Annotated in this window: 12 protein-coding genes; 8 read left to right on the forward strand and 4 right to left on the reverse strand. The window is 70.6% G+C overall.

Annotated elements, in window-relative coordinates; translation table 11 throughout:
- Positions 1–13: 13 nt before the first annotated feature.
- The 3 genes from ABEA10_RS19480 (at position 14) to ABEA10_RS19490 (ending at position 2,947) form a co-directional block, all read left to right on the forward strand.
- Entirely contained in the window at positions 14–517 is a 504-nt protein-coding gene (locus ABEA10_RS19480; protein WP_345465638.1) for a hypothetical protein, read from the forward strand.
- Between the two features lie 115 nt (positions 518–632).
- A complete protein-coding gene (locus ABEA10_RS19485) occupies positions 633–2,432 on the forward strand; it encodes a chloride channel protein (protein WP_345465640.1) in 1,800 nt (599 codons plus the stop codon).
- A gap of 146 nt (positions 2,433–2,578) precedes the next feature.
- Entirely contained in the window at positions 2,579–2,947 is a 369-nt protein-coding gene (locus ABEA10_RS19490) for a hypothetical protein (RefSeq protein ID WP_345465642.1), read from the forward strand.
- 6 nt (positions 2,948–2,953) lie between these two features.
- Here the strand turns inward: ABEA10_RS19490 and ABEA10_RS19495 are convergent, their stop codons facing one another.
- The 3 genes from ABEA10_RS19495 to ABEA10_RS19505 form a co-directional block, all read right to left on the reverse strand.
- On the reverse strand, positions 2,954–4,165 hold the full coding sequence (locus tag ABEA10_RS19495) for a hypothetical protein (RefSeq protein WP_345465643.1): 1,212 nt from the start codon (positions 4,163–4,165) through the stop codon (positions 2,954–2,956).
- 225 nt (positions 4,166–4,390) lie between these two features.
- On the reverse strand, positions 4,391–5,020 hold the full coding sequence (locus tag ABEA10_RS19500; protein WP_345465645.1) for a hypothetical protein: 630 nt from the start codon (positions 5,018–5,020) through the stop codon (positions 4,391–4,393).
- A 454-nt stretch (positions 5,021–5,474) separates the two neighbouring features.
- Positions 5,475–6,800 (reverse strand): C40 family peptidase, encoded by a 1,326-nt coding sequence (locus ABEA10_RS19505; RefSeq protein WP_345465647.1) that lies wholly within the window; start codon positions 6,798–6,800, stop codon positions 5,475–5,477.
- A gap of 500 nt (positions 6,801–7,300) precedes the next feature.
- Between ABEA10_RS19505 and ABEA10_RS19510 the strand changes: the two genes are divergently transcribed.
- The 3 genes from ABEA10_RS19510 (at position 7,301) to ABEA10_RS19520 (ending at position 15,380) form a co-directional block, all read left to right on the forward strand.
- The gene (locus ABEA10_RS19510; protein ID WP_345465649.1) at positions 7,301–8,620 is read left to right on the forward strand and encodes a GumC domain-containing protein; all 1,320 of its coding nucleotides are present in this window, start codon (positions 7,301–7,303) and stop codon (positions 8,618–8,620) included.
- Positions 8,621–14,089 carry a hypothetical protein gene (locus ABEA10_RS19515; protein WP_345465651.1) on the forward strand — a complete coding sequence of 1,823 codons (5,469 nt, stop codon included), beginning with the start codon at positions 8,621–8,623 and terminating at the stop codon, positions 14,087–14,089.
- 67 nt (positions 14,090–14,156) lie between these two features.
- A complete protein-coding gene (locus tag ABEA10_RS19520) occupies positions 14,157–15,380 on the forward strand; it encodes an MFS transporter (protein ID WP_345465653.1) in 1,224 nt (407 codons plus the stop codon).
- Positions 15,381–15,390: 10 nt separating this feature from the next.
- Here ABEA10_RS19520 and ABEA10_RS19525 read toward each other — a convergent pair whose 3' ends face one another.
- A complete protein-coding gene (locus tag ABEA10_RS19525; RefSeq protein WP_345465655.1) occupies positions 15,391–16,548 on the reverse strand; it encodes a low temperature requirement protein A in 1,158 nt (385 codons plus the stop codon).
- A gap of 339 nt (positions 16,549–16,887) precedes the next feature.
- Between ABEA10_RS19525 and ABEA10_RS19530 the strand changes: the two genes are divergently transcribed.
- Together ABEA10_RS19530 and ABEA10_RS19535 are read left to right on the forward strand one after the other, a co-directional pair.
- Positions 16,888–18,045 (forward strand): RNA-guided endonuclease InsQ/TnpB family protein, encoded by a 1,158-nt coding sequence (locus ABEA10_RS19530; protein WP_345465658.1) that lies wholly within the window; start codon positions 16,888–16,890, stop codon positions 18,043–18,045.
- Positions 18,046–18,231: 186 nt separating this feature from the next.
- Positions 18,232–19,092: a hypothetical protein gene (locus tag ABEA10_RS19535; RefSeq protein ID WP_345465660.1), complete on the forward strand. Its 861-nt coding sequence runs from the start codon at positions 18,232–18,234 to the stop codon at positions 19,090–19,092.
- Positions 19,093–19,094 lie beyond the last annotated feature (2 nt).

A 19,094-nucleotide genomic window follows, 5' to 3' on the forward strand; every position in this document is an offset into this window, starting at 1 on the left:
CGGAAGGATGGCAATGCGCCGTACGTTCATCATCGCCGCGCTCGCCGCATCGGCGGTGGGTCTGCTCTCCTCGGCCGCGGGCGCGGCCGGGACGGGCGACTGGCACCCCGCTCCGAGCGAGCCGTTCGTGACCTCCGGAGTCTGCTCCTTCACCATGAAGGGCGACATCGTCCGGGACACGACCGAGGCACGGACCCTCTCCACCTACCCGGACGGCTCGGTCGAGGTGGAGGAGGCCCGTGGACCTCTCGCGATCCGCTTCACCAACATGAGCACCGGCCGCTCCGTCGTACGAGACCTGTCCGGTCATGGCATCATCCATTACTTCCAGGACGGCGGCAGGGAGTATCGCCTCGACGGCGGGGGAAGCGTCCCCGTCCGCGTCGACAGCCCCGGCTTCCCGCAGGGCTGGTACATCCTGCACGGGAGCTTCACGGTCGTCGGGCACACCGACGGCACCCGGATCTTCAGCGACGTGCACGCCACGGTGGAGAACCTCTGCGAGACGCTGGCCTGACTCCGCTCTGAAGGCGGGTCGCGCCGGCGGGTCATCGTGATCGCATTCTTCCTGGTTCGCGACGCCCTGAAGAATGTTGCATAATGCAATTGTGTCCCCCCGCAACGATCTCCCCGTGTCCGCATGCCCCGACTCCCTCGCCGCCGACGGACGCGGACCGATCCGTACGCGGAGAGGTCTCGCGTCCGTCATCACAGGTCTGCGGGAGGCCCCGTCCGGGCTGCTGGTGACGGCACTGGTGGTGGGCGCCGGCGCCGGGCTCGGCGCGATCGTGTTCCGCTGGTTGATCGTGACCTTCACTCACCTGTTCTCCGGACACGCCGACTACTCGGCGGCGGGACACGCGTCCAACTCGCGTCTGCACTGGCTGGGGCCCTGGTTCGTACTGCTGGCCCCGGTCGTCGGCGGCCTGCTGTACGGCCCGCTTGTGCAGCGATTCGCGCGCGAGGCACGCGGCCACGGGGTCCCCGAGGTCATGTTCGCGGTGGCCCAGCGCGGCGGACGGATCGCCCCACGAGTCGCGGTGGTCAAGTCCCTGGCCTCGGCGCTGTGCATCGGATCGGGGGGCTCGGTCGGCCGTGAGGGCCCGATCGTGCAGATCGGCTCCGCCCTCGGCTCCAGCATCGGCCAGGCCCTGCGGCTGACCGAGAACCGGCTCCGCGTCCTGGTCGCCTGCGGCGCCGCCGGCGGGATCGCGGCCACGTTCAACGCGCCACTGGCCGGCGTGTTCTTCGCGATGGAGCTCATTTTGCGCGACTTCACCGCGGAGTCCTTCGGCGCGGTCGTGCTGGCCAGCGTGACCGCCAGCGTGGTCGGCCGTGCCGCGCTCGGTGACACCGCGTTCCTGCAACTGCCCGCCTTCCACGTGAGCCACCCGGCCGAGTACCTGCTGTACGCCGGCCTGGGAGTGCTCGCCGGAGCGGCCGGTGTGGGATTCACCCGCGTCCTCTACCTCGTCGAGGACCTGTGCGACTGGGCCTGGCGTGGCCCCGAATGGCTTCGCCCGGCCGTCGGCGGGCTCCTCCTCGGCGGTCTGCTCCTCGCGCTGCCCCAGATGTACGGCGTCGGCTATCCCGTTCTGGAGAACGCCATCGATGGCCGGTACCTCGTCGGCTTCCTGCTCCTTCTGCTGGTCGGCAAGGCGCTCGCGACCAGCCTCACCATCGGCATCGGCGGCTCGGGGGGCGTCTTCGCGCCCAGCCTGTTCATGGGCGCCATGGCCGGCAGCGCGTACGGCATCATCGCGCACCATCTGGTCCCGGGGCTCGCCACCTCGCCCGGCGCGTACGGGCTGGTCGGCATGGGAGCGGTGTTCGCCGGAGCGGCCCGCGCGCCGATCACCGCGGTGATCATCATGTTCGAGCTCACCGGTGAGTACTCGATCATCCTGCCGCTCATGCTCGCCATCGTCCTGGCGACCGTCGTCAGCCGCGTGCTGACCGGCGACACGATCTACACGCTCAAACTCCGGCGCCGGGGCGTCCACCTCGACGCCCCGGAACCGGTGAACCCGCTGGCCACCACGCCGGTCGCCGAGGTGATGGAGCCGGTCCCCCCGTCGCTGCCCGACACCACCACGTTGGAAGATGCGGCACGCCTCCTGGTCACCTCCGAGCACGGCGTCCTGCCCGTGACCTCGTCCGACGGCCGGTACTGCGGCACGGTGACCGCCCGCGCCGCCGCCGAGGCGCTCACCGACAGCGACCGCCCGCCCGCCACGATCGGTGAACTCGCCGAGCTGCCCACCCCCGTCATCGCCCACGACGCCCTCGCCGACGCCCTGCACGTACTCGTCAACACGCAGGGAACGGGTGTTCCCGTGCTGGGTGACGACAAGACCGCCGTCGTCGGCTGGATCGCCCATCAGACGATCCTCAACGCGCTCCGCGGGCAGGACACCGCGCGCCGGGGCTGATGGTCCTCCGCCGGTCCCTCCGGTGCGAATCCGAACTGGGGATATAACGCCTTATCCAGCGCCCTGACGGCAAAGAGTGAGTAATCATCGGCGCCCCTTATCACCCGCACCCGTGATCGTCGTTCGGGCACGGGTATCACGCCGATGTGCACCGCGACATGAGCCATCACCGCGCCCCGGAACCGTTCATCCGGTTGGCCCGGGGCGCACTGGTCGCGACGGCCATTGTCGTGCCGGTCGCCCTGACACCGGCGACCGGCGCGAGCGCGGCTCTGACTCCCACCAGAGGAGGGGGGGCCGGCTCCGCCGACAGGAACCACACCATCATCAGCCGCTCAGGGAACGGAAAGTTCAACAAGAACATCTTCGCCGTGAACGATCCGTCGTACATTCGCGGCCACCAGAACGTTTCCAACCAGAACATCGGCGGCCAAACCGCCACGCAGAACGCGATCTGCAAGTGGAAGCGTACTCATTGCAAGATCAACCAGCGGATGCTCGTCCGGGACCCGTGACGTCCCTCACCAGGTGATGCCGTCCAGGGCGAGGACGGCACCCTTCTTGGACTGGCCGACCTGCAGGCCGATGGCGAGGACCGAGACGCCGGGGACGGTCCAGGTGATCTCGCGCCAGCCGCGGTGAGCGGACAGCGAGACCGCGGCGCCGGACACGAAATGGTTGTGGTAGCCGGCGTCCTGGACGAACGGCGTGGCTGAGCCCGGCGACCGCCCATCGGTCCAGACCCGGTACGTCACGACCGTGCCGCCGTGCACGCCCGGCGGATGGTCGACTCCGGTGGCCCCGTAGTCAGAACCCTTCACGGCCAATCGGAGCGCGTGCGTGCCCTGATAGGCCGGGTCCGAGGCGACACCCGCGCTGAGACTGTCGTCGCCGTAGAAGACGCTCCAGCCCTGCCTGCCGTTCTCGAATCCGTAGCGAACGGCGGACAGCGCTCTGACCGGTGCGTCCTTCCGCGACGCCGTTCCCCCTGAGCCCGGAGCGTCCGGCCCGGCGGTGTCGCCGCCGTGACTCTTCGGACGGTCGCGGCCGGAACCACCGTGGTCCGGAGACGTCTTGCCGACCGGAGAGACCGTCACCTGGCTCGGGCCGGCGGTGACGGTCGCGGTCACCCGTGGACCGGGCGCGGCGTTCGGCGGCGCCGCGTGGTGGTGGTCGAGAGACAGGAGGACCGCGGCGGCCGCAGCTGCCACCGCCACCGCCCCCGCCGTCCACGCGACGCGCTTCCTCCGGTCTCCCGCCGTCGCGACAGGCGCCCCCTGCTCCCCGGACACCTCCGCCGGCGGATCCGCGTCCGCGTTCTCAGGCCGCCCGACGGCCGGGGCGTCCGCGCGGGTCCGCGAGTCATCGCCCGGCGTGGGAGGTACGGCCGGGGCGTCATCAGGGGACTCGACGGACGTTTCCGACATCAGGGCCGCATCGTCGGTTTCGGCGGCGGGGGCATCTCCGGCGGCGCCCTGGACCGGTGGATCCGCGAGACCGGGAGCGTCCTGCTCATCTCCCGTATCGGTGACCGCGTCGGCCTGGAGCTCGCCGAGGACCTTGGCCGCCGGTCTCCCCATCTCTCCGGCCAACCTGCGCAACCGGCGAGCCTGGACGCGGTGAGTACGGCTGCAGTAGCGCCGCACCGAACCGTCTTCGGTCGGCTCCACCGGCCGCTCACAGCCCGGCAGGGCGCATGTCTCCGGCGGTTTGGCGTCATCCTCAGCGGACATGGCGGGCCACCCGAATAGGAGTCACCGATCTATCCTTTACCAGGTTATTTGATCGTGAATTACGCGGCAGTGAGCATTTTATTGGTCAATGCCCTCGTATGCGGCAGAACTTCACTGTTTCCGGAACAGAGATTGGGACAAATGCGTACGCAGCGCAGAACTTAGAGCACGCGACCGTGCGTTCCGTAGCGCCGGAACGCGCATCCGCCGAGCCTCCGGAGGTCATCAGCTCGGCAGCGGGGCGACCAGCCTCCGCTCCAGGCCGGCGATCGCTCCTGTGATGCTGGTTCGTTCCCGGTGCAGGGTTTTCCGCCGACGCGACAGCCGCCGGGTCGCCGCCCGCAGGTACGGGGTGTTCGCCCGCAGCGGTACGGCGCGCAGCGCCGTCAGCGCGCGGTCGACATCGGTGATCTCGGCATCGATCCGGTTTCGCCGGGCGATGTCGCGGGAGTAGCTCGCGGAGTCGGCCGTCCACCGGTGAAGCGCCTTGATCACCTGGCTGAGCCGCTGCTCCTGCCGCTCCAACCGGTGGATCGCGGCGGCGATGTCGGCGTTCTTACGGCCGGCCGGCAGGCGGTCCAGCTTCCGCCTGGCGTCGCGCACCGTACGGATGCGGCGGTCGGCCAGCGCCAGTGACCGGGCGGTCGTGCCGGACCGCTGCCGGATGAGCTCTTCCGGTGCGACCGTCCGCGCCTGCCCGGCCGCCGCCGTACGCCGTTCCGGTGGGGCACCGGTACCGGATCGGGGCTGCTCAGCGGACACCATGACGGCCAGCAGCACCAGAACCACCAGCCCGGTCCCGCTCCGCCGGAGCACCCGGCGGTCGCCCCTGCGCCGTACGCCGCTCGCGATCACGGCCCGCAGACGATGCCATCGCCTTATGACCTGGTCAGGAACTCGTCGCACGCGGCTCGCCGATCCGGCGGATGACCGAGTGGCACCGGTCCTCACTCCTGGAACCCGGGCCGGCCGGGCTGTGGCCGCCCTTCCCTCTACGGCCCGCGGCCGTACCGTAACGGGCTTCGCCCCCGCGACCTGCGGCCGTACCGTGGCCGGCTTCGCCGCCGTGGCCGGTGCCGGTCGTACGGTGTTGGTCCTCGCCGTCGCGGCCTGGGCCGGCCGTGGCTCGCGTGTGCTCGCGAGGGCGGCGGGCGTTGTGCCGATGACCTGGGAGGACGCGGTGGCGCGTCTGCGGCGGCGCGCTTCGGCTCGGTGAGCGGGCGCGCAGTACAGCCGAGGGGAACCGTCCGCCGTGGGAACGATCGGCCGGTCACACCCGGGCAGGGCGCAGGTACGTCGGGCCCTGGATCTACTCGCCGGCGTCATGGCGACCATCCCGCTGATCCGTGTGACGCGTCGCGTGGGCGCCGGTGGCCCGCTGGCCCACTCCACCGTGAAGTCTGACGCCGCGCCCGTCGGCGCCGGACCGATGCCGGGCGGCGCCGCAACCCGCATCCCGCGTGGCCGCGTGGTTTTCTCCCGTCCGTTCGCCACGCCGGTCGGAGGATTCCGGCCACGACACGAGCGGCGCGGAACGCGAGGCACGGATCACCGTCTCCTGCGCCGCGGGCCTCTTCACGGCCGCCTTGAGCACGGTCTTCTTCTTCGTCGTGGTCTTCTTCGCGGGGTGTCGCTCGGCGGCCGGATGCGGGTGGGCGTGCGGCGTACGGGTGGGTGTGTGCGTCACCCTGGCGGCGGTGACGATCGGGGTGACGGCCGTTCCGCGGACCGTCTTCGGCCGGTCGTCCCGGCTGTTCGGGTGGCCGGCGGGTGCGGGGGACGCGGGGGCCTTGCCGGCTCCGCCGTGGCCCGGCCGGGTGAAGCCCACGAGACCGTCCACCCGGCCCACGGCCAGGTAGTTCTGGATTTTCACCGTCGTGCCGGTGTGCGGCGCCACGATCATGGTGTGGCGAGCCGGGTCGAGGACGATCCCCACGTGGCCGGGGCCGGTCATGCCACGGTGGTAGTTGAAGAACACCAGGTCTCCGGGGCGCTCCTTACCCCTCGCGATGTGGTGGGTGTGGAAGTACTGGACGTCGGACGTGCGCGGGATCTTGATTCCCGCCGCGCGGTAGGCCTCCATCGTCAGGCCGGAGCAGTCGAAGCCGCGCGGGCCCACCCCGCCGTAGATGTACGGCTTGCCGATCTGGGCACGGGCGAAGGCGAGAACCTTGCGGCTGATGCGCGCGCGCACCGCGTCCGCCGACGCGGCCGGCTGGGAGACGTCTTCGGCCGGACCGGCCGGCTGGGCGGTCAGGGTCCGTTCCAGCCTGGCGAGTTCTCCGGTGGCCCGGTCGTACACGTCCGACGAGGCTCCGGGGACGCCCGCGAGCTCGCGCTGGACGGCTCGCATCGCCCGCAGTGCGCTGCGGACCTTCGTCAGCTCGGCCGGCTCGCGAGTCGCCGGGTGTGCGGACGCCGGGCGGTTCGGCGTCTTGGCCGGCGTGACCATCTGGATCACGTCCGAACGCGGGCCCCCCGCGGTCAGGAGGGTGCACGCCACAGCGGCGACGACGGGCCACAGCAGCGTGTGTGGAGTAGGTCTCAGCAGCACCGCCAGGCGGCGGACGGCGGAGGCCAGGACGCGAACACCGGCGCTCAGGCGGCCGGAGGCGTGGGAGACGCGACGGGACATTGCTGCTCCTCGGATGCGCGGCGACGCCGGGCGTACGCCTGCACCTGGTCGAAGAAAGTAAGGAGTGCAGTACGCGGTGCTCCGTCGTGGGAACGACGGATGGGCACCAACCCGACGCGGCACGCCACCACTTGTTCAGCAGCCGGCTCAACCGGATGACCGCCGCGGAGATCTCACAGCGGTTCCACCATCGCGCCGATGGCAACGGTAATTCTCGGCAAAGCTCCACTTTTCGTCAAGCCGTACGTTCGCCGGACTGACGAGCAGGCCTTGACAGCGACGTCCCTCGCGCTCATTCTTTGTTCTCGGATACCGGGTGTGTTGGGTGATCTTCCCTGACGCGCTTGAAGGCGGGTCGCCGGCCAGGCCGCGACACGCGACACGGCGCAATGGCGCCGCTCTTTTCCCTTTCCTCGACGCCCGACCGCGCCGCGAACGCTCGACGCCGCAGGGCGGTGACGCGCGTCGATCCCCCGGTAACCCGACGAGGAGTCGTCCCCGTGAAAAAGCCCGGATTCGCCCGCCGTGAAACGGCCGGCGACAAGCGCCCGTCCTGGCCCTTGCTCTTTCTCGCAGCCGCACTCGTCTGCGGCGTCATCGCCGTGGGCATGGCGGTGTACGGGGGCGGCCACGCGCAGCGTTCCGCCGCGCGACCGGAGCCGGTCCCGACCGCGCCGGCGTCGCCCAAGCCCTCGAAGCACGCCCGAAAGCCGGCGAAGAAGAAGCATGAGCCGGCCCGGGCCAAGGTCGCCATGGTGGACGTGAAGGTCGCCGCCGGCACACCGTACGCGAGCCGGTTGCGCGCCAACCAGCGTCAGCGGCGGCTCGTCGCCAAGTCGCTGAACACCCTCGCGGCGATGCGCGCGAACGGCACCTCATCGAGCGAGCTCACGAAGCTGGAGTCCCGGTTGCGCGCCCGCGACAAGACCCTGGCCACCCAGCAGAAGCGACTCGTCGCGGAGGCACGCTCGTGGAAGGCCGCCCGCGCCGCCGCGAAGAAACACCCCGTCGTGCTCGCCGCGAACGATCGGCCGGCCGGCGAGCCGAAGACCACGATCGACGACCCGAACCCGGAGCTGAGCGACCTCGCGGACGCCCTGAGCACGGACACACCCGATACGCCGGACGCGTTGGATCTCACGTCCGACGACGCCCTGCCGTACGACGACGCGTCGGCCTCCGGGCGACCGGACATCTGTGCGCTGGAGGACGGCAGGACGTCGGTGACGGGCATGACGCCGCAGTACTGCACCACATGTCCCCGCCGGATCCCCTTCGGCGACGACGGCGCGAGCGGTGACACACCGCAGGTCTGCGAGCGCCCCGGCGACGATACGACGACGGACACGCCCGACGCCGCTCGCGACGCGGGTGTCTGCCTGATCACGCGGAGCGGCACCGCGTCCGGGGCGACGCCCCAGCGCTGTGTGCCGTGTCCCGCCGGCACGGCCGCGGCGGACGGTACGCCGATGACGTCCGGCTCGCGGGCCCTGGAAGCGCTCCGCCGCGTGTGCGACGCGCTCGATCCCGCGCACGACACCGCCCGCCGGACGAGCGCCGCCGGGAAGACGTTCCTGTGTCCCGGCGCCGACGGGACGTACCGTGCGTGCGCTCCCTGCCCGGTCTCCGACCGGCAGCGCGGTGGCACCATCGTCCCGCTGTGCCTCCTCGACGACGGCGCGACCTCCTCCCCCGCCCGCGACACGTCCACGGACACCGGCGACGAGGACACGTCCACGCCGTACTCGTACGCGCCGCCGCAGAACGACGACGATCCGGCGACCGCGACCACCCCCTCGGCCTGGCCGAACCTCTCGTAGATGCACACGCTCGAGTCGATCCGCATCGTGGCCGGCGCGTTCGCCGTGGTGTTCGGCTGCGTCGGCGCGCTGGGCCGGTGCCGGTTCGGCTCGGTTGTCAGGTTCGTCGCGACCGGGGTGATCGTGGCGGTGCTCGTCGGCGACCTCGGCGTACCGACGTCGCCGGCCGGCGTACGCCCGGTCCGCGCGGAGACGAGCACGGCCGCCCCGCCTCCCGGCCAGGACGCCTCCCTGCCGGAAGAGCTCCCTGACCTGCTCGGCCGGCTTCAGCGGGCGTCGAGCCCCCGGCGCGCCACCGCGTCCCGTACGCCGGCCGGACGGACGGCCCGGACCTCTTCCGCGCGGAGCCGCACCCGGCCCCGGAGGACGAGCCAGTCTCCTCCGGTCCGGCGGGCGCAGTTCTTCCAGGGCTCCGGCGGAGGCGGCCGGCGCCGGCCGCCGACGGCGACCGGCGGCGATGCCAGGGACGACCCTTCGGACCCCGGGCAGCCGGAGAACTGGTCCGCGGAGATCCAGGCCCGGATCAACGCGCAGGAGAACCGGATCCGCTGGGAGTTCCCCGAGCTCAAGGCCGCCCTGGAGGACCGTGAGAAGGCGCGGCCGCTCCGCGACGCGCTGGCGCTGCTCCAGACGCTGATCGACCGGGACGAGGAGCTCCGGCGGGACGCCCTCGACGCGCTCGCGCGGCAGCGTCAGGCCCAGCGTCCCGATCCGAATGTCGGCCCGCTGGGGCGTCGGATGGCGGAGAAACTCCAGCGGCTGATCGCCGGTTACGCGGCCGAGAGCGCGCTGGACGCGGCCCGCGAGGGGCAGTGGCTGGCCCGGCTGGAACGGCTGGCGGGCGAGACGAAGCCGTCCGCGAGCGACGCCGCCCTGCTGCGCGAGTACGGCGCGGGCCTGCCGTCATCCGTCGCCGCGACGCTGCGGTACGCGCTGCTGGTGTACCGCTACTTCGAGGAACGCGGACTCGCCGAGCAGGTCATGGACGGCGGGTACACGCTGCGGCGCGACACCGAGTCGGCCGCCTCGGTGCTCCAGCGGATACGCCGGCTGGAGAACGACCTGTGGTTCGCCGAGTGGGACCAGGACACCCGGAAGATCAGGAAGCTGCGCGGCGAGATCGACGCACTCGATCGCCGCCTCGCCCGGATCGAGCGCCGGGAGAACCTGCGCCAGTCCCGCGGCGGCCGGCCGGATGACGTCGAAGCCGCGGTGACGAAGACGCTTCGTACGTCGGTCTGGCTCCGCCGGACCCACGGTCTCGGCGGCCTCATCGAGTACTTCCGCCGCAAGGACCGGACGCGGATCGACCGGTTGGAGGACCGACGGGCCGCGCGTGCGGGGCTGGCCTCGCTGCTGCGGGCCCTGGCCAGGACGAAGAAGGAGCTGGCCGCGCTGGACGCCGAGACGGCGCCGTCCGCGAAGGACCGGCGCGACCGGATCCGGCTCCAGGCGGCGTTGCGGAACATCCTCGGCGACCTCGCCCGGTGGCGGCCGGACGACCCGGCGCGCACCCCGGTGCCGCCGAGGTCGACCATGACGACGATCGCGTCACCGGCCGACGAGAGGACCGGCCGGCCGGCCTCCACCTCCACCGTCGAGCTCCATAACGTCGAGTCGCCGGAGACGTCGCGGAACCCGCTGAAGTGGGCCGGCGCCGAGATCACGCAGCTCACGCCGCCGACGTCGCACTACCGGGTCTTCCGGCACTCGGTCAATCCGTACGCCGGGCTGCTGCCGGTCACGGTGTTCAGCCAGGCGAAGTACGAGGTGCGGATGCCTGACGGCAGCGTCTACGACGTCACCGCCAAGCACGACTTCAAGCGCGTCGAGCTGCGCAGCCCGACGGAGATGCTGAGGTACTCCGGCAGCGTCAACGGCCCGCCGAACGCCCCCTTCACCGTGCCCGTCCACGGGTACGACGTGCTCGTCATCCCCCGGACGTACGTCTCTGTGGAGAACGGGCTCCTGCTGCCCGGAAGCGACGACGTCTACGGCCTCACCGGCAAGGTCGACCTGAAGGTCACGACGCGCTACTCGCCGCACGCCGGGGAGGAACGCACACTGCCCTGGACGTGGTCTCACGCCGAGCCCGCGACCGGCAAGGATCTCGTCAAGGACAGTCCCGGCGCGCGGATGGCGCCCCAGCACAAGTGGGACTTCGGCGTCGGCCTGCTCGTCGTCTTCCCGATCTTCGTGAACAGGCTCAAGGTCGGCTCGGTGGGCGGCGTCCTCCAGATCCAGTACACCAACGAGAACAAGGGCCAGACCAGAACGGCCGGACTGACTCCGCGGCAGACCCTGTGGGAGCTGGTCCACGCGACCCGGCGGGACTGGGAGTACAACTTCAGCCGTGAGTTCGTGGCCTCGACGTTCTTCTCCCTCGGCGACCAGAACCCGCTGATCCCGCAGCCGGGCGCCATCAGCCCCGCGTACGGCGGGTTCAACCTGTCCGGGGTCAACCTCAACTACGTCGCCGGCCGGTCGATCGGCCAGGCGCCGGATCTGATCGACAAAGCGATCTCCCTGATCCCCGGATTCGGCCGCAAGCTGCGAGAACACGCGGAGGAAGCGGCACTGCAGTCGCTGGCTGAGATCCAGCAGCAGGCCCGCGAAGAGCTGAAGAACACCCAGGACGCCGACCGCTGGGAAAGGGAGGACGGCTCCCGCACCGTGCCCTCCACCCCCGTCCGGACCCCCGCGCAGAACCCCGATGCCACGGCACAGCCCGAGGCCACGCAGCAGCCGGAGCCCACGGAGCAGCCGGAGGCGTCGCCCGACACCGCCCAGGACCCCGGCACCGCGCCGACATCGAGCGACTCCGGCGACTGGCTGAGCGACATCGTCTCCCCCGAGGAGAACGACGAGGACCCGGCCACTTCCCCGACGAACCTGGAACGCCGACGGCTCCTCAACGAACTCGCTCGCCTCTACGACCGGCTGATCGCGGACCCGGGTTCGGTGTCACCGGACGAGATCGCGACCATCGTCGAACGCCTCGGCCGGCTACCCGAACGGCCCGTCCCCGGACAGTCGCTGCTCTACCCCGATCTGCAGAAGCTCCGCGAACTGCTGCGCCGCATCGAGCAGGCACGCACCGACGGCGACCAGGCCACGCTGGACGGCCTCGAACGTGAGTTGCGTGAGACTCTGCGCACCGTGGTCACCCGCCCCCAGGTCGGCGGTGGCGCGGCGATAACGCTCCCCGTGCCGGCGAGCGTTCCCGAGATGCCGCAGGCGGCCCCGGAGTGGCAGCCGTACGCCGAGCCGAGCGTCACCTCCGGCACCAGGCCGGAATTCTCCCCGCTTCCCGGGAGAGAGGTGGAACGGCCCACCGGCACCGATCAGACGCCGCGCAGCTCGTACGGGCCGATCCCGGTCCAGCGACAGCCTCAGCAGAACGGCCTGTCGATCCAGGAGCACTCCACGGCCGCCAACGCCACGGGCGGCCTGCCGGACCTCAACTGCAGCCGGAGCGGTCCGGCATGCGACACCTGCCTGGGCCACATGGAGCGGGGACGTTGCGTCGGCCCCGACCCGTACGGAGGCCTGGTCAACGACCTCTGCTTCGGTCACATGGAGAACGGCCGCTGCGTCGAGGACCTGCACGACGGGCCCGGCAACGACATCTGCTTCGGCCACATGGAGAACGGCCACTGCATCGAGGACCTGCACGACGGGCCCGGCAACGACATCTGCTTCGGCCACATGGAGAACGGCCACTGCATCGAGGACCTGCACGACGGACCCGGCAACGACATCTGCTTCGGCCACATGGAGAACGGCCACTGCATCGAAGACCTGCACGACGGACCCGGCAACGACATCTGCCTGGGCCACCGGGAGAACGGTCGATGCATCGAGGATCGCGACATCTCGTTTTCGACGACGGCGTACGCCGGTGGGACCGATCTGTGGGATGACGAACAGGGGCAGTCCGAGCAGACCCGCGACAGCGTGCAGACGGGTATCGGCGGGTTCGGCTTCTCGATGATGACGGGCGGAATGGGGGGAAGCGGTGGCGGGCCCTTCGGGAACGGCAACGGCTCCCAGCGCCCGAAGATCGCTTCTCTCTGCCCGGGCGGGACCTGCTCGGCGAACAACACCACGAGCGGCGGCCACAACGAGGCCTTGGCCTCCGCGATCTGCGCTCAGTTCGACTGCACGGGCACGGACATCACGGCGCAGAGCGGCGCGACCGGTTACTGCCACAAGGACGGCTCCTGCGGCTGGCCGATGCCCGACACGGGCGACGCCGGCCAAGCCCTCGACGTCACCTACTGCCACAAGGACGGGACGTGCGGCTGGGACTCTCAGGACGGTCCGTCGCACTCCGGGACCACACCGCCCGGTTGCCAGGCGACCACGACCGGGGGGTTGATCTGCCAGACCACGAACGCCCACGGCGACGAGACCTCGTGCGTCTACCTCCAGGCCACCGCGGACTGCGGAAGCACGGGCGCCGACGGGTCCGGTACCCGCTGCGCCGGCACCACCGCCGACCACACGTGCACGCTGACCTATCCCGACAAGCGCACCCAGACGTGCCGGACCTCGTCCACCGGCACGAGCTGCGACGGTCAACTGGCCGGAGACCAGGGCACCCAGCACTGCGACTTCGGCACCGACGGCCGCACGCACTGCGTCACCAAGAAGGGAGACGTCACCGTCGACTGCACCGGTCACGGCGACACGAACGACCACTGCGTGCGGACCGGCGGCCAAGACACTCATGACACCGGCTCGAAACCCACCGGATCGAAGACCACCATCGACATCGGCCATCGGCCGCCGCTCGTCACCACCGACGACGGCGGCAGCGAACCGCCGACGCCGTTCAAGCCCGGTACGGAGGTCACGAAAGCCCTGTGCGAACAGGTGAACACGTGCGAGAGCGGCGATCAGAACAGCGGCGACCAGAACTGCCCACCGGCCGGTTGCGCCGGAGGCAGCGCGGACTTCGACAACGATGACGGCCCTCATTTCGACCATGACAACAACGGTCCGCAGGAGGACGACGGGACGGTCAACGTCACCGACCCGGGCATCCACCTGCTGACCGCCGAGTGCGGCACCAACCCCTGCTACAAGGCGAACGACGACGACACCGACGGCGGAAACGACCCCAGTGACGCCACGGCCGGCAGCCGCCAGGAAACCGACGACCAGAACAGCGCCGACTCGGGAGACAAGAACGACGACGACGGGGAAAAGACCGGCGACGACAAGGGAGATGACCAGAACACCGCTGCCCAGAACAACCAGCAGAACGGTGACGACGGAGCCGACAGCGGTTCTCAGCAGCCCACCGCACCCGCCCCGCCCGCCGCGGCACCCGCGCCCACCCCGACGCCGACTCCCCCGGTCACGCCCGACAACACGGCCGAGAACTACGACCATGACCAGAACGCCGAGGTGAACAACCCGCCCGAACAAAGCGGCGGAGGGACCGGAGGCTCCGTGCGGTGAGGGGCCGCCGGCGGCCGGGCTATGGTGCCGAGGGCCGTCGAGAAGCCCGTACCCGTGGAGAGTGGACATGGCCCTGTCGCGCGCGTTGGTCCGATTGCTGGCGCTGACCTGCGGCGTCACGATCGCGAACATCTACTACGCGCAGCCGCTGGTCCACGGCATCGCCCACGATCTGGGGACGGCCCAGTCCTCGGCCGGTGCGCTCGTCACCGCGACGCAGCTCGGGTACGCCGCCGGGTTGCTGCTGGTCGTACCGCTCGGCGACATCATCGCCCGCCGGCCTCTGCTCACCACGTTGCTGGCGGTCGACGCGGTGGCGCTGGCGGCCACCGCCTTCGCTCCGGGGCTGGGAGTGCTGAGCGTGCTGGCCGTGCTCATCGGCCTCTCCTCGGTCGTGGTGCAGATGCTCATCCCGTACGCCGCCACGCTCGCCGCTCCCGACCAGCGTGCCCGGATCATCGGCACGCTCATGGGCGCCCTGCTGCTGGGCATCCTGCTCTCCCGTACGTTCGCCGGTGTCGTGGCCGGCGCCGCCGGATGGCGCGGCGTCTACGCCGTCGCGGCCGGGCTGATGGCCGTCACCGCGATCACGGTGAGCCGCGTACTGCCGGCCGATGCCCGTGAGGTCGGGATCGGCTACCTCGCCCAGATGCGCGCCGTCGTACGGCTGGCGCGGCGCGAGCCGGTGCTGCGCCTGCGGTCGCTGGTCGGTGCGGCGCAGTTCGCGGCGTTCAGCTGCTTCTGGACGACCGTGACGTTTCTGCTGTCGAGCCGGTCGTTCGGCTACTCCCAGACCGAGATCGGGCTCTTCGCGCTGGTCGGCGCGGCGGGCGCGGGCTGTGTGCTCTTCGGCGGACGGCTGCTGGACCGGCACCGGAACCTGGCGTGGCCGGTCACCGGCGTCGCCCTCGTCCTGTTTCTGGGCTCGTTCGGCGTCCTCGCCGCCGGCACGTACGGGCTGGTCTGGCTGGTCGTCGGCGCGCTGCTCATGGACGCCTGCAGCCAGGCGGTCCACGTGACCAACCAAGCGGTGCTCTACGACCTGGTGGACGGCGCCCGATCCCGGATCACCACCGTGTACATGACCGTCTACTTCGTCGGCGGAGCGCTCGGTACGACGGCGGGCACGGCGTCGTACGACCGCTGGGGCTGGGGCGGCGCCTGCGCGACCGCGGCCGGGTTCTGCGTCCTGGCGCTGCTCGCCTGGTCGGCCGCCCACCGGCACGAGCGGTCCGTGACCTCCGGCGCCGCGGAGCCTCGCGCGGAGGTCGCCCGGGACGGAGCGCGATGACCCGCAGGCCCTACGCCTCCGGCCGGCCCCGCCCGGCGGCGATGGTGACGGTGACCAGCAGGACGCAGACGACGGCGATGGCCGCGACCACGGTGGCCGAGCCGATCGCCGGCGCCGCCAACGGCAGGAGGGCGACGGCGGCGACGCCGCCCACCACCGCACCGGGGTTGATCGCCCCCTGCGGGGCGAGGGGCGCCTGCACCAGCCGGAGGAGGGCCAGGAAGACGACGACGGGGATCGCGACGGCGTAGCAGATCGCCCGGGACGACGGCTCGATCTCGTGTCCGGTCTGCTCGACGGCGACTTCCAGTCCGGCGCCGAGGGCCGCGAGGCTCGCGAAGATGGCGTAGTGGCCGTATCCCCACAGGTACGACCGGTCGCGACGGTCGCGGAGGCCTTCGCCGGCCGGGGCGAGGAAGTAGATCCACCAGAGGGCGAACAACAGGGCCAGGCCGGACAGAGCGATGGTGACGAAGGATCCGCTGATGGCGGTCTCGCGGAGCGCGCCCTCCACTCCCCGGGCCACGGCGAGGACGCTCTCGCCGAGCAGGATGATCACGAACAGCCCGTAGCGCTCGGCGATGTGGTGCGGGTGCCAGTTGGTGGACCTGGCGCGTTCCGCCCACAGAGGCACCAGCAGCTCGAGGACGTCCAGGCAGACGAACAGCGGCAGCCGAACGGACGAGGCGTCGCCGAAGAAGAGACGGAGCACCCAGCCCACCTGCACGACGGTGATGCCGGCGGCGTACCGCAGCGCGGTGCGCCGGCTCGCCCGGTCCTCGGCGCCGGCCCGCAGCCACTGGACGACGAGCGCGATCCGCATGATGAAGTAGCCGAGTGTCACGGCGCGGTAGTCGGAGTGGTCGAACGCGGCCGGCACGCCCGCGGCGAGGACGAGCACGCCGGCCATCTGCACCATGGTCAGCAGCCGGTACGGGACGTCGTCGGTGTCGTACGACGACGCGAACCAGGTGAAGTTCATCCACGCCCACCAGATCGCGAAGAAGACCTGGAGGAACGGCATCAGCCGGCTCAGGCCGTGCCCGTCGGCGACGCCGTGCGCGAGCTGGTCGGTGATCGCCGCGACCGCCACCACGAAGGTGAGATCGAACAGCAGCTCCAGCGGGCTCGAGACGCGGTGAGGCTCGTCGATCGGGCGCGCGCTCATCCGAACCCAGATCCGGCTTCTCGTACGGGCTGACGGCACGCTCACGCTCCTGTCGTCATCGGGCGGTGCTGTCTCCGGGACAGGACAGTCTTCAGGCCGGGGACGCCTCGACGCCAGGGGTGCGCACGCCGACAGTTCAGCATGACCTAGCGAGGAACCCCGGCCCCTTGAGTTCAGGGCCGGGAGGAATCGCTTCCCTCGTGTGCGGCGTACTAGCGCCGCCTGGGCCGGTGCTCGGGCGCGGGAGACCAGGTGTGTGCGCAGGGGGTGTAGGCGACGCTGTGGTTATCGGTGAATTCCCACCTTGCATGACACAGAAGAACGCTACGGTTACCTTCTGTGAAGATCGTGGTGCAGGTCAAACTCATGCCAGATGCCGGGCAGGCGCTGGCGCTTGAGCGGACCCTGCACACGGTGAACGATGCGGCGAACTGGGTATCGGCTGTGGCGTTCGAGCAGGGTGTGCCGCACCTGTACGAGCTGCGTAAGCACACCTACGCCGAGCTGAAGTCCCGGGGACTGGGGGCACAAGCCGCCCAGCACGTCATCAAGAAGGTCCGTGACGCCTACACCGCGTTGAAGGCGAACATCGCTGCGGGGAACCTCGGCAAGCCGGGCACTCGCCGTCGGGTCAAGGCCGAGACCAAACCGATCGTGTTCCGTCCCGAGGCCGCGCAACCGTATGACGACCGGTGCTTGTCGTGGCAGTACGACGCCGCCACCGTGTCGGTGTGGACCACCGACGGCCGGATGAAGAACATTGCGTTCGCCTGCTCGGCGGGTGCGCTCAAAACGCTGCAGACCTATCGGCAGGGCGAATCCGATCTGATCCGGCGTGACGGGGTGTTCTATCTGATCGCCACGTGTGAGGTGCCCGAGGCCGAGCGGTACGAGCCCGGCCGGTTCATCGGTATGGACCTGGGCATCGCCGCCATCGCCACCACCTCCACCGGTTACAAGGCCGCCGGACGGGGACTCAACCGGCACCGCAGGCGGCAGCTCGAACTACGCCGCAAGCTCCAGAACAAGCGCACCAAGTCCGCCAAGCGGCTGCTGAAGAAACGCAGACGCAGGGAAAAGCGTCACGCCGCGAACCAGAACCACATCATCGCCAAGACGATCGTGACCGAGGCTGAACGCACCTCATCCGGAATCGCCCTGGAGAACCTCAAGGGAATCCGGCAGAGGGTACGGCTCCGCAAGCCCCAACGGGTCACCCTCCACTCCTGGGCCTTCGCCCAGCTCGCAGACTTCATCGTCTACAAGGCCAAGCGAGCCGGCGTGCCCGTGGTCTTCGTCGATCCGGCCTACACCTCACAGCAGTGCTGCGAGTGCGGCCACATCGAGGCCAAGAACCGGGTCAGCCAATCGGTTTTCTGCTGCCGGAACTGCGGGGTCGTTGCCCACGCGGACCGGAACGCCTCCCGCAACATCGCCCGCAAAGGCGAAGCTGTGTGGACCGCGGGGCGTGAGTCACGCGTCCCTGCCACCCCATAGCGGTGACTGGACGGAGGAGCCCACCCAGCAGCCAGCCGGGGAGCTACCTCCAAACCCGGCCCTTCTTCAGGGCCGAGTCAAGTTGACGATCTCTCGCACTGAGGACGCGTCACGCGAACTCATGCGGCATGATGCGTCTGGGTTGATCGAAAGCGGAGCGGCGCAGTCATGGGCTTGAGAGACCGAGTGGGCGACGTCAGGCGCGCGGCCGGCGCGGGCCTGGACAAGGGCCGGGAAGCCGCGAGCGCGGGCCTGGACAAAGGCCGGGAAGCCGCGAGCGCGGGCCTGGACAAGGCCGCGAGTCTGGACAAGGAGGCCATCCAGGCCGCCGGCCGGGGCGCCGTGGCGACCGCCAGACAGGCCGACGACTGGGTCCTGGAGCAGCTCAAGGCCGTCCGGCCGCCGACGCTTCCGCTGACCGAGACCTGGAAGCTGTCGATCGGCGGGATCGTCGCCGCTCACCCGAAGGCACCCCGCCTGACGGGTCGGCTCCTCGCCCCGCTCGACAGGTTCGGCGCGATCGAGATCGGGCCCGACGAGATCGGGTTCGACGGCGACACGGCCGGGTGGGACAGGGTCACCGAGGTCCGCACCCGTAACCTCTCCGAACTCGCCGTCGGCGCCTTCTGGAACTTCGCGATCGACGATCTGCGCAACCGGCTGCCTCCGGTTCCGGGCCGCAAGTGGGCGGTCACCAAGGTTCTCCAGGTTCTGCTCGCCATGACGGTGGACCTCGAGAAGCAGGCCGAGAAGGCCGAGGAGGAAGACGGCCCGCAACCCGTCGCCTGCGAGATCATCCATCGCGGGCTTATCCAGCGGAACAAGGAGATGACGACCGGCCTGTTCTCCGCGCTCGCGCTGTGCTCGCTCCCCCAGGTGGGCGAGGCCCTGGCGGCCGCCGCCACCGAGAGGGGAATCCCGGTCGTGCCCGCCGAGCCGTACCCACACGTCTCGACCAACGAGCGCGTGCTGAGAATGCGCCGGCAGCGCGAGGCGCTCGCCGCGAAGGCCCACGAGCTGGAGAGCGCCGCCGACGAAGAGGCCTGACG

The organism is Actinoallomurus oryzae, assembly GCF_039541955.1.
Lineage (GTDB): Bacteria > Actinomycetota > Actinomycetes > Streptosporangiales > Streptosporangiaceae > Actinoallomurus > Actinoallomurus oryzae.

Bases quoted from the DNA above. Each gene is read 5' to 3' on its own strand.
- ABEA10_RS19480 (WP_345465638.1), top strand. From the start codon at position 14: ATGCGCCGTACGTTCATCATCGCCGCGCTCGCCGCATCGGCGGTGGGT.
- ABEA10_RS19495 (WP_345465643.1), bottom strand. From the start codon at position 4,165: ATGTCCGCTGAGGATGACGCCAAACCGCCGGAGACATGCGCCCTGCCG.
- ABEA10_RS19505 (WP_345465647.1), bottom strand. From the start codon at position 6,800: ATGTCCCGTCGCGTCTCCCACGCCTCCGGCCGCCTGAGCGCCGGTGTT.
- ABEA10_RS19515 (WP_345465651.1), top strand. From the start codon at position 8,621: ATGCACACGCTCGAGTCGATCCGCATCGTGGCCGGCGCGTTCGCCGTG.
- ABEA10_RS19520 (WP_345465653.1), top strand. From the start codon at position 14,157: ATGGCCCTGTCGCGCGCGTTGGTCCGATTGCTGGCGCTGACCTGCGGC.
- ABEA10_RS19525 (WP_345465655.1), bottom strand. From the start codon at position 16,548: ATGAGCGCGCGCCCGATCGACGAGCCTCACCGCGTCTCGAGCCCGCTG.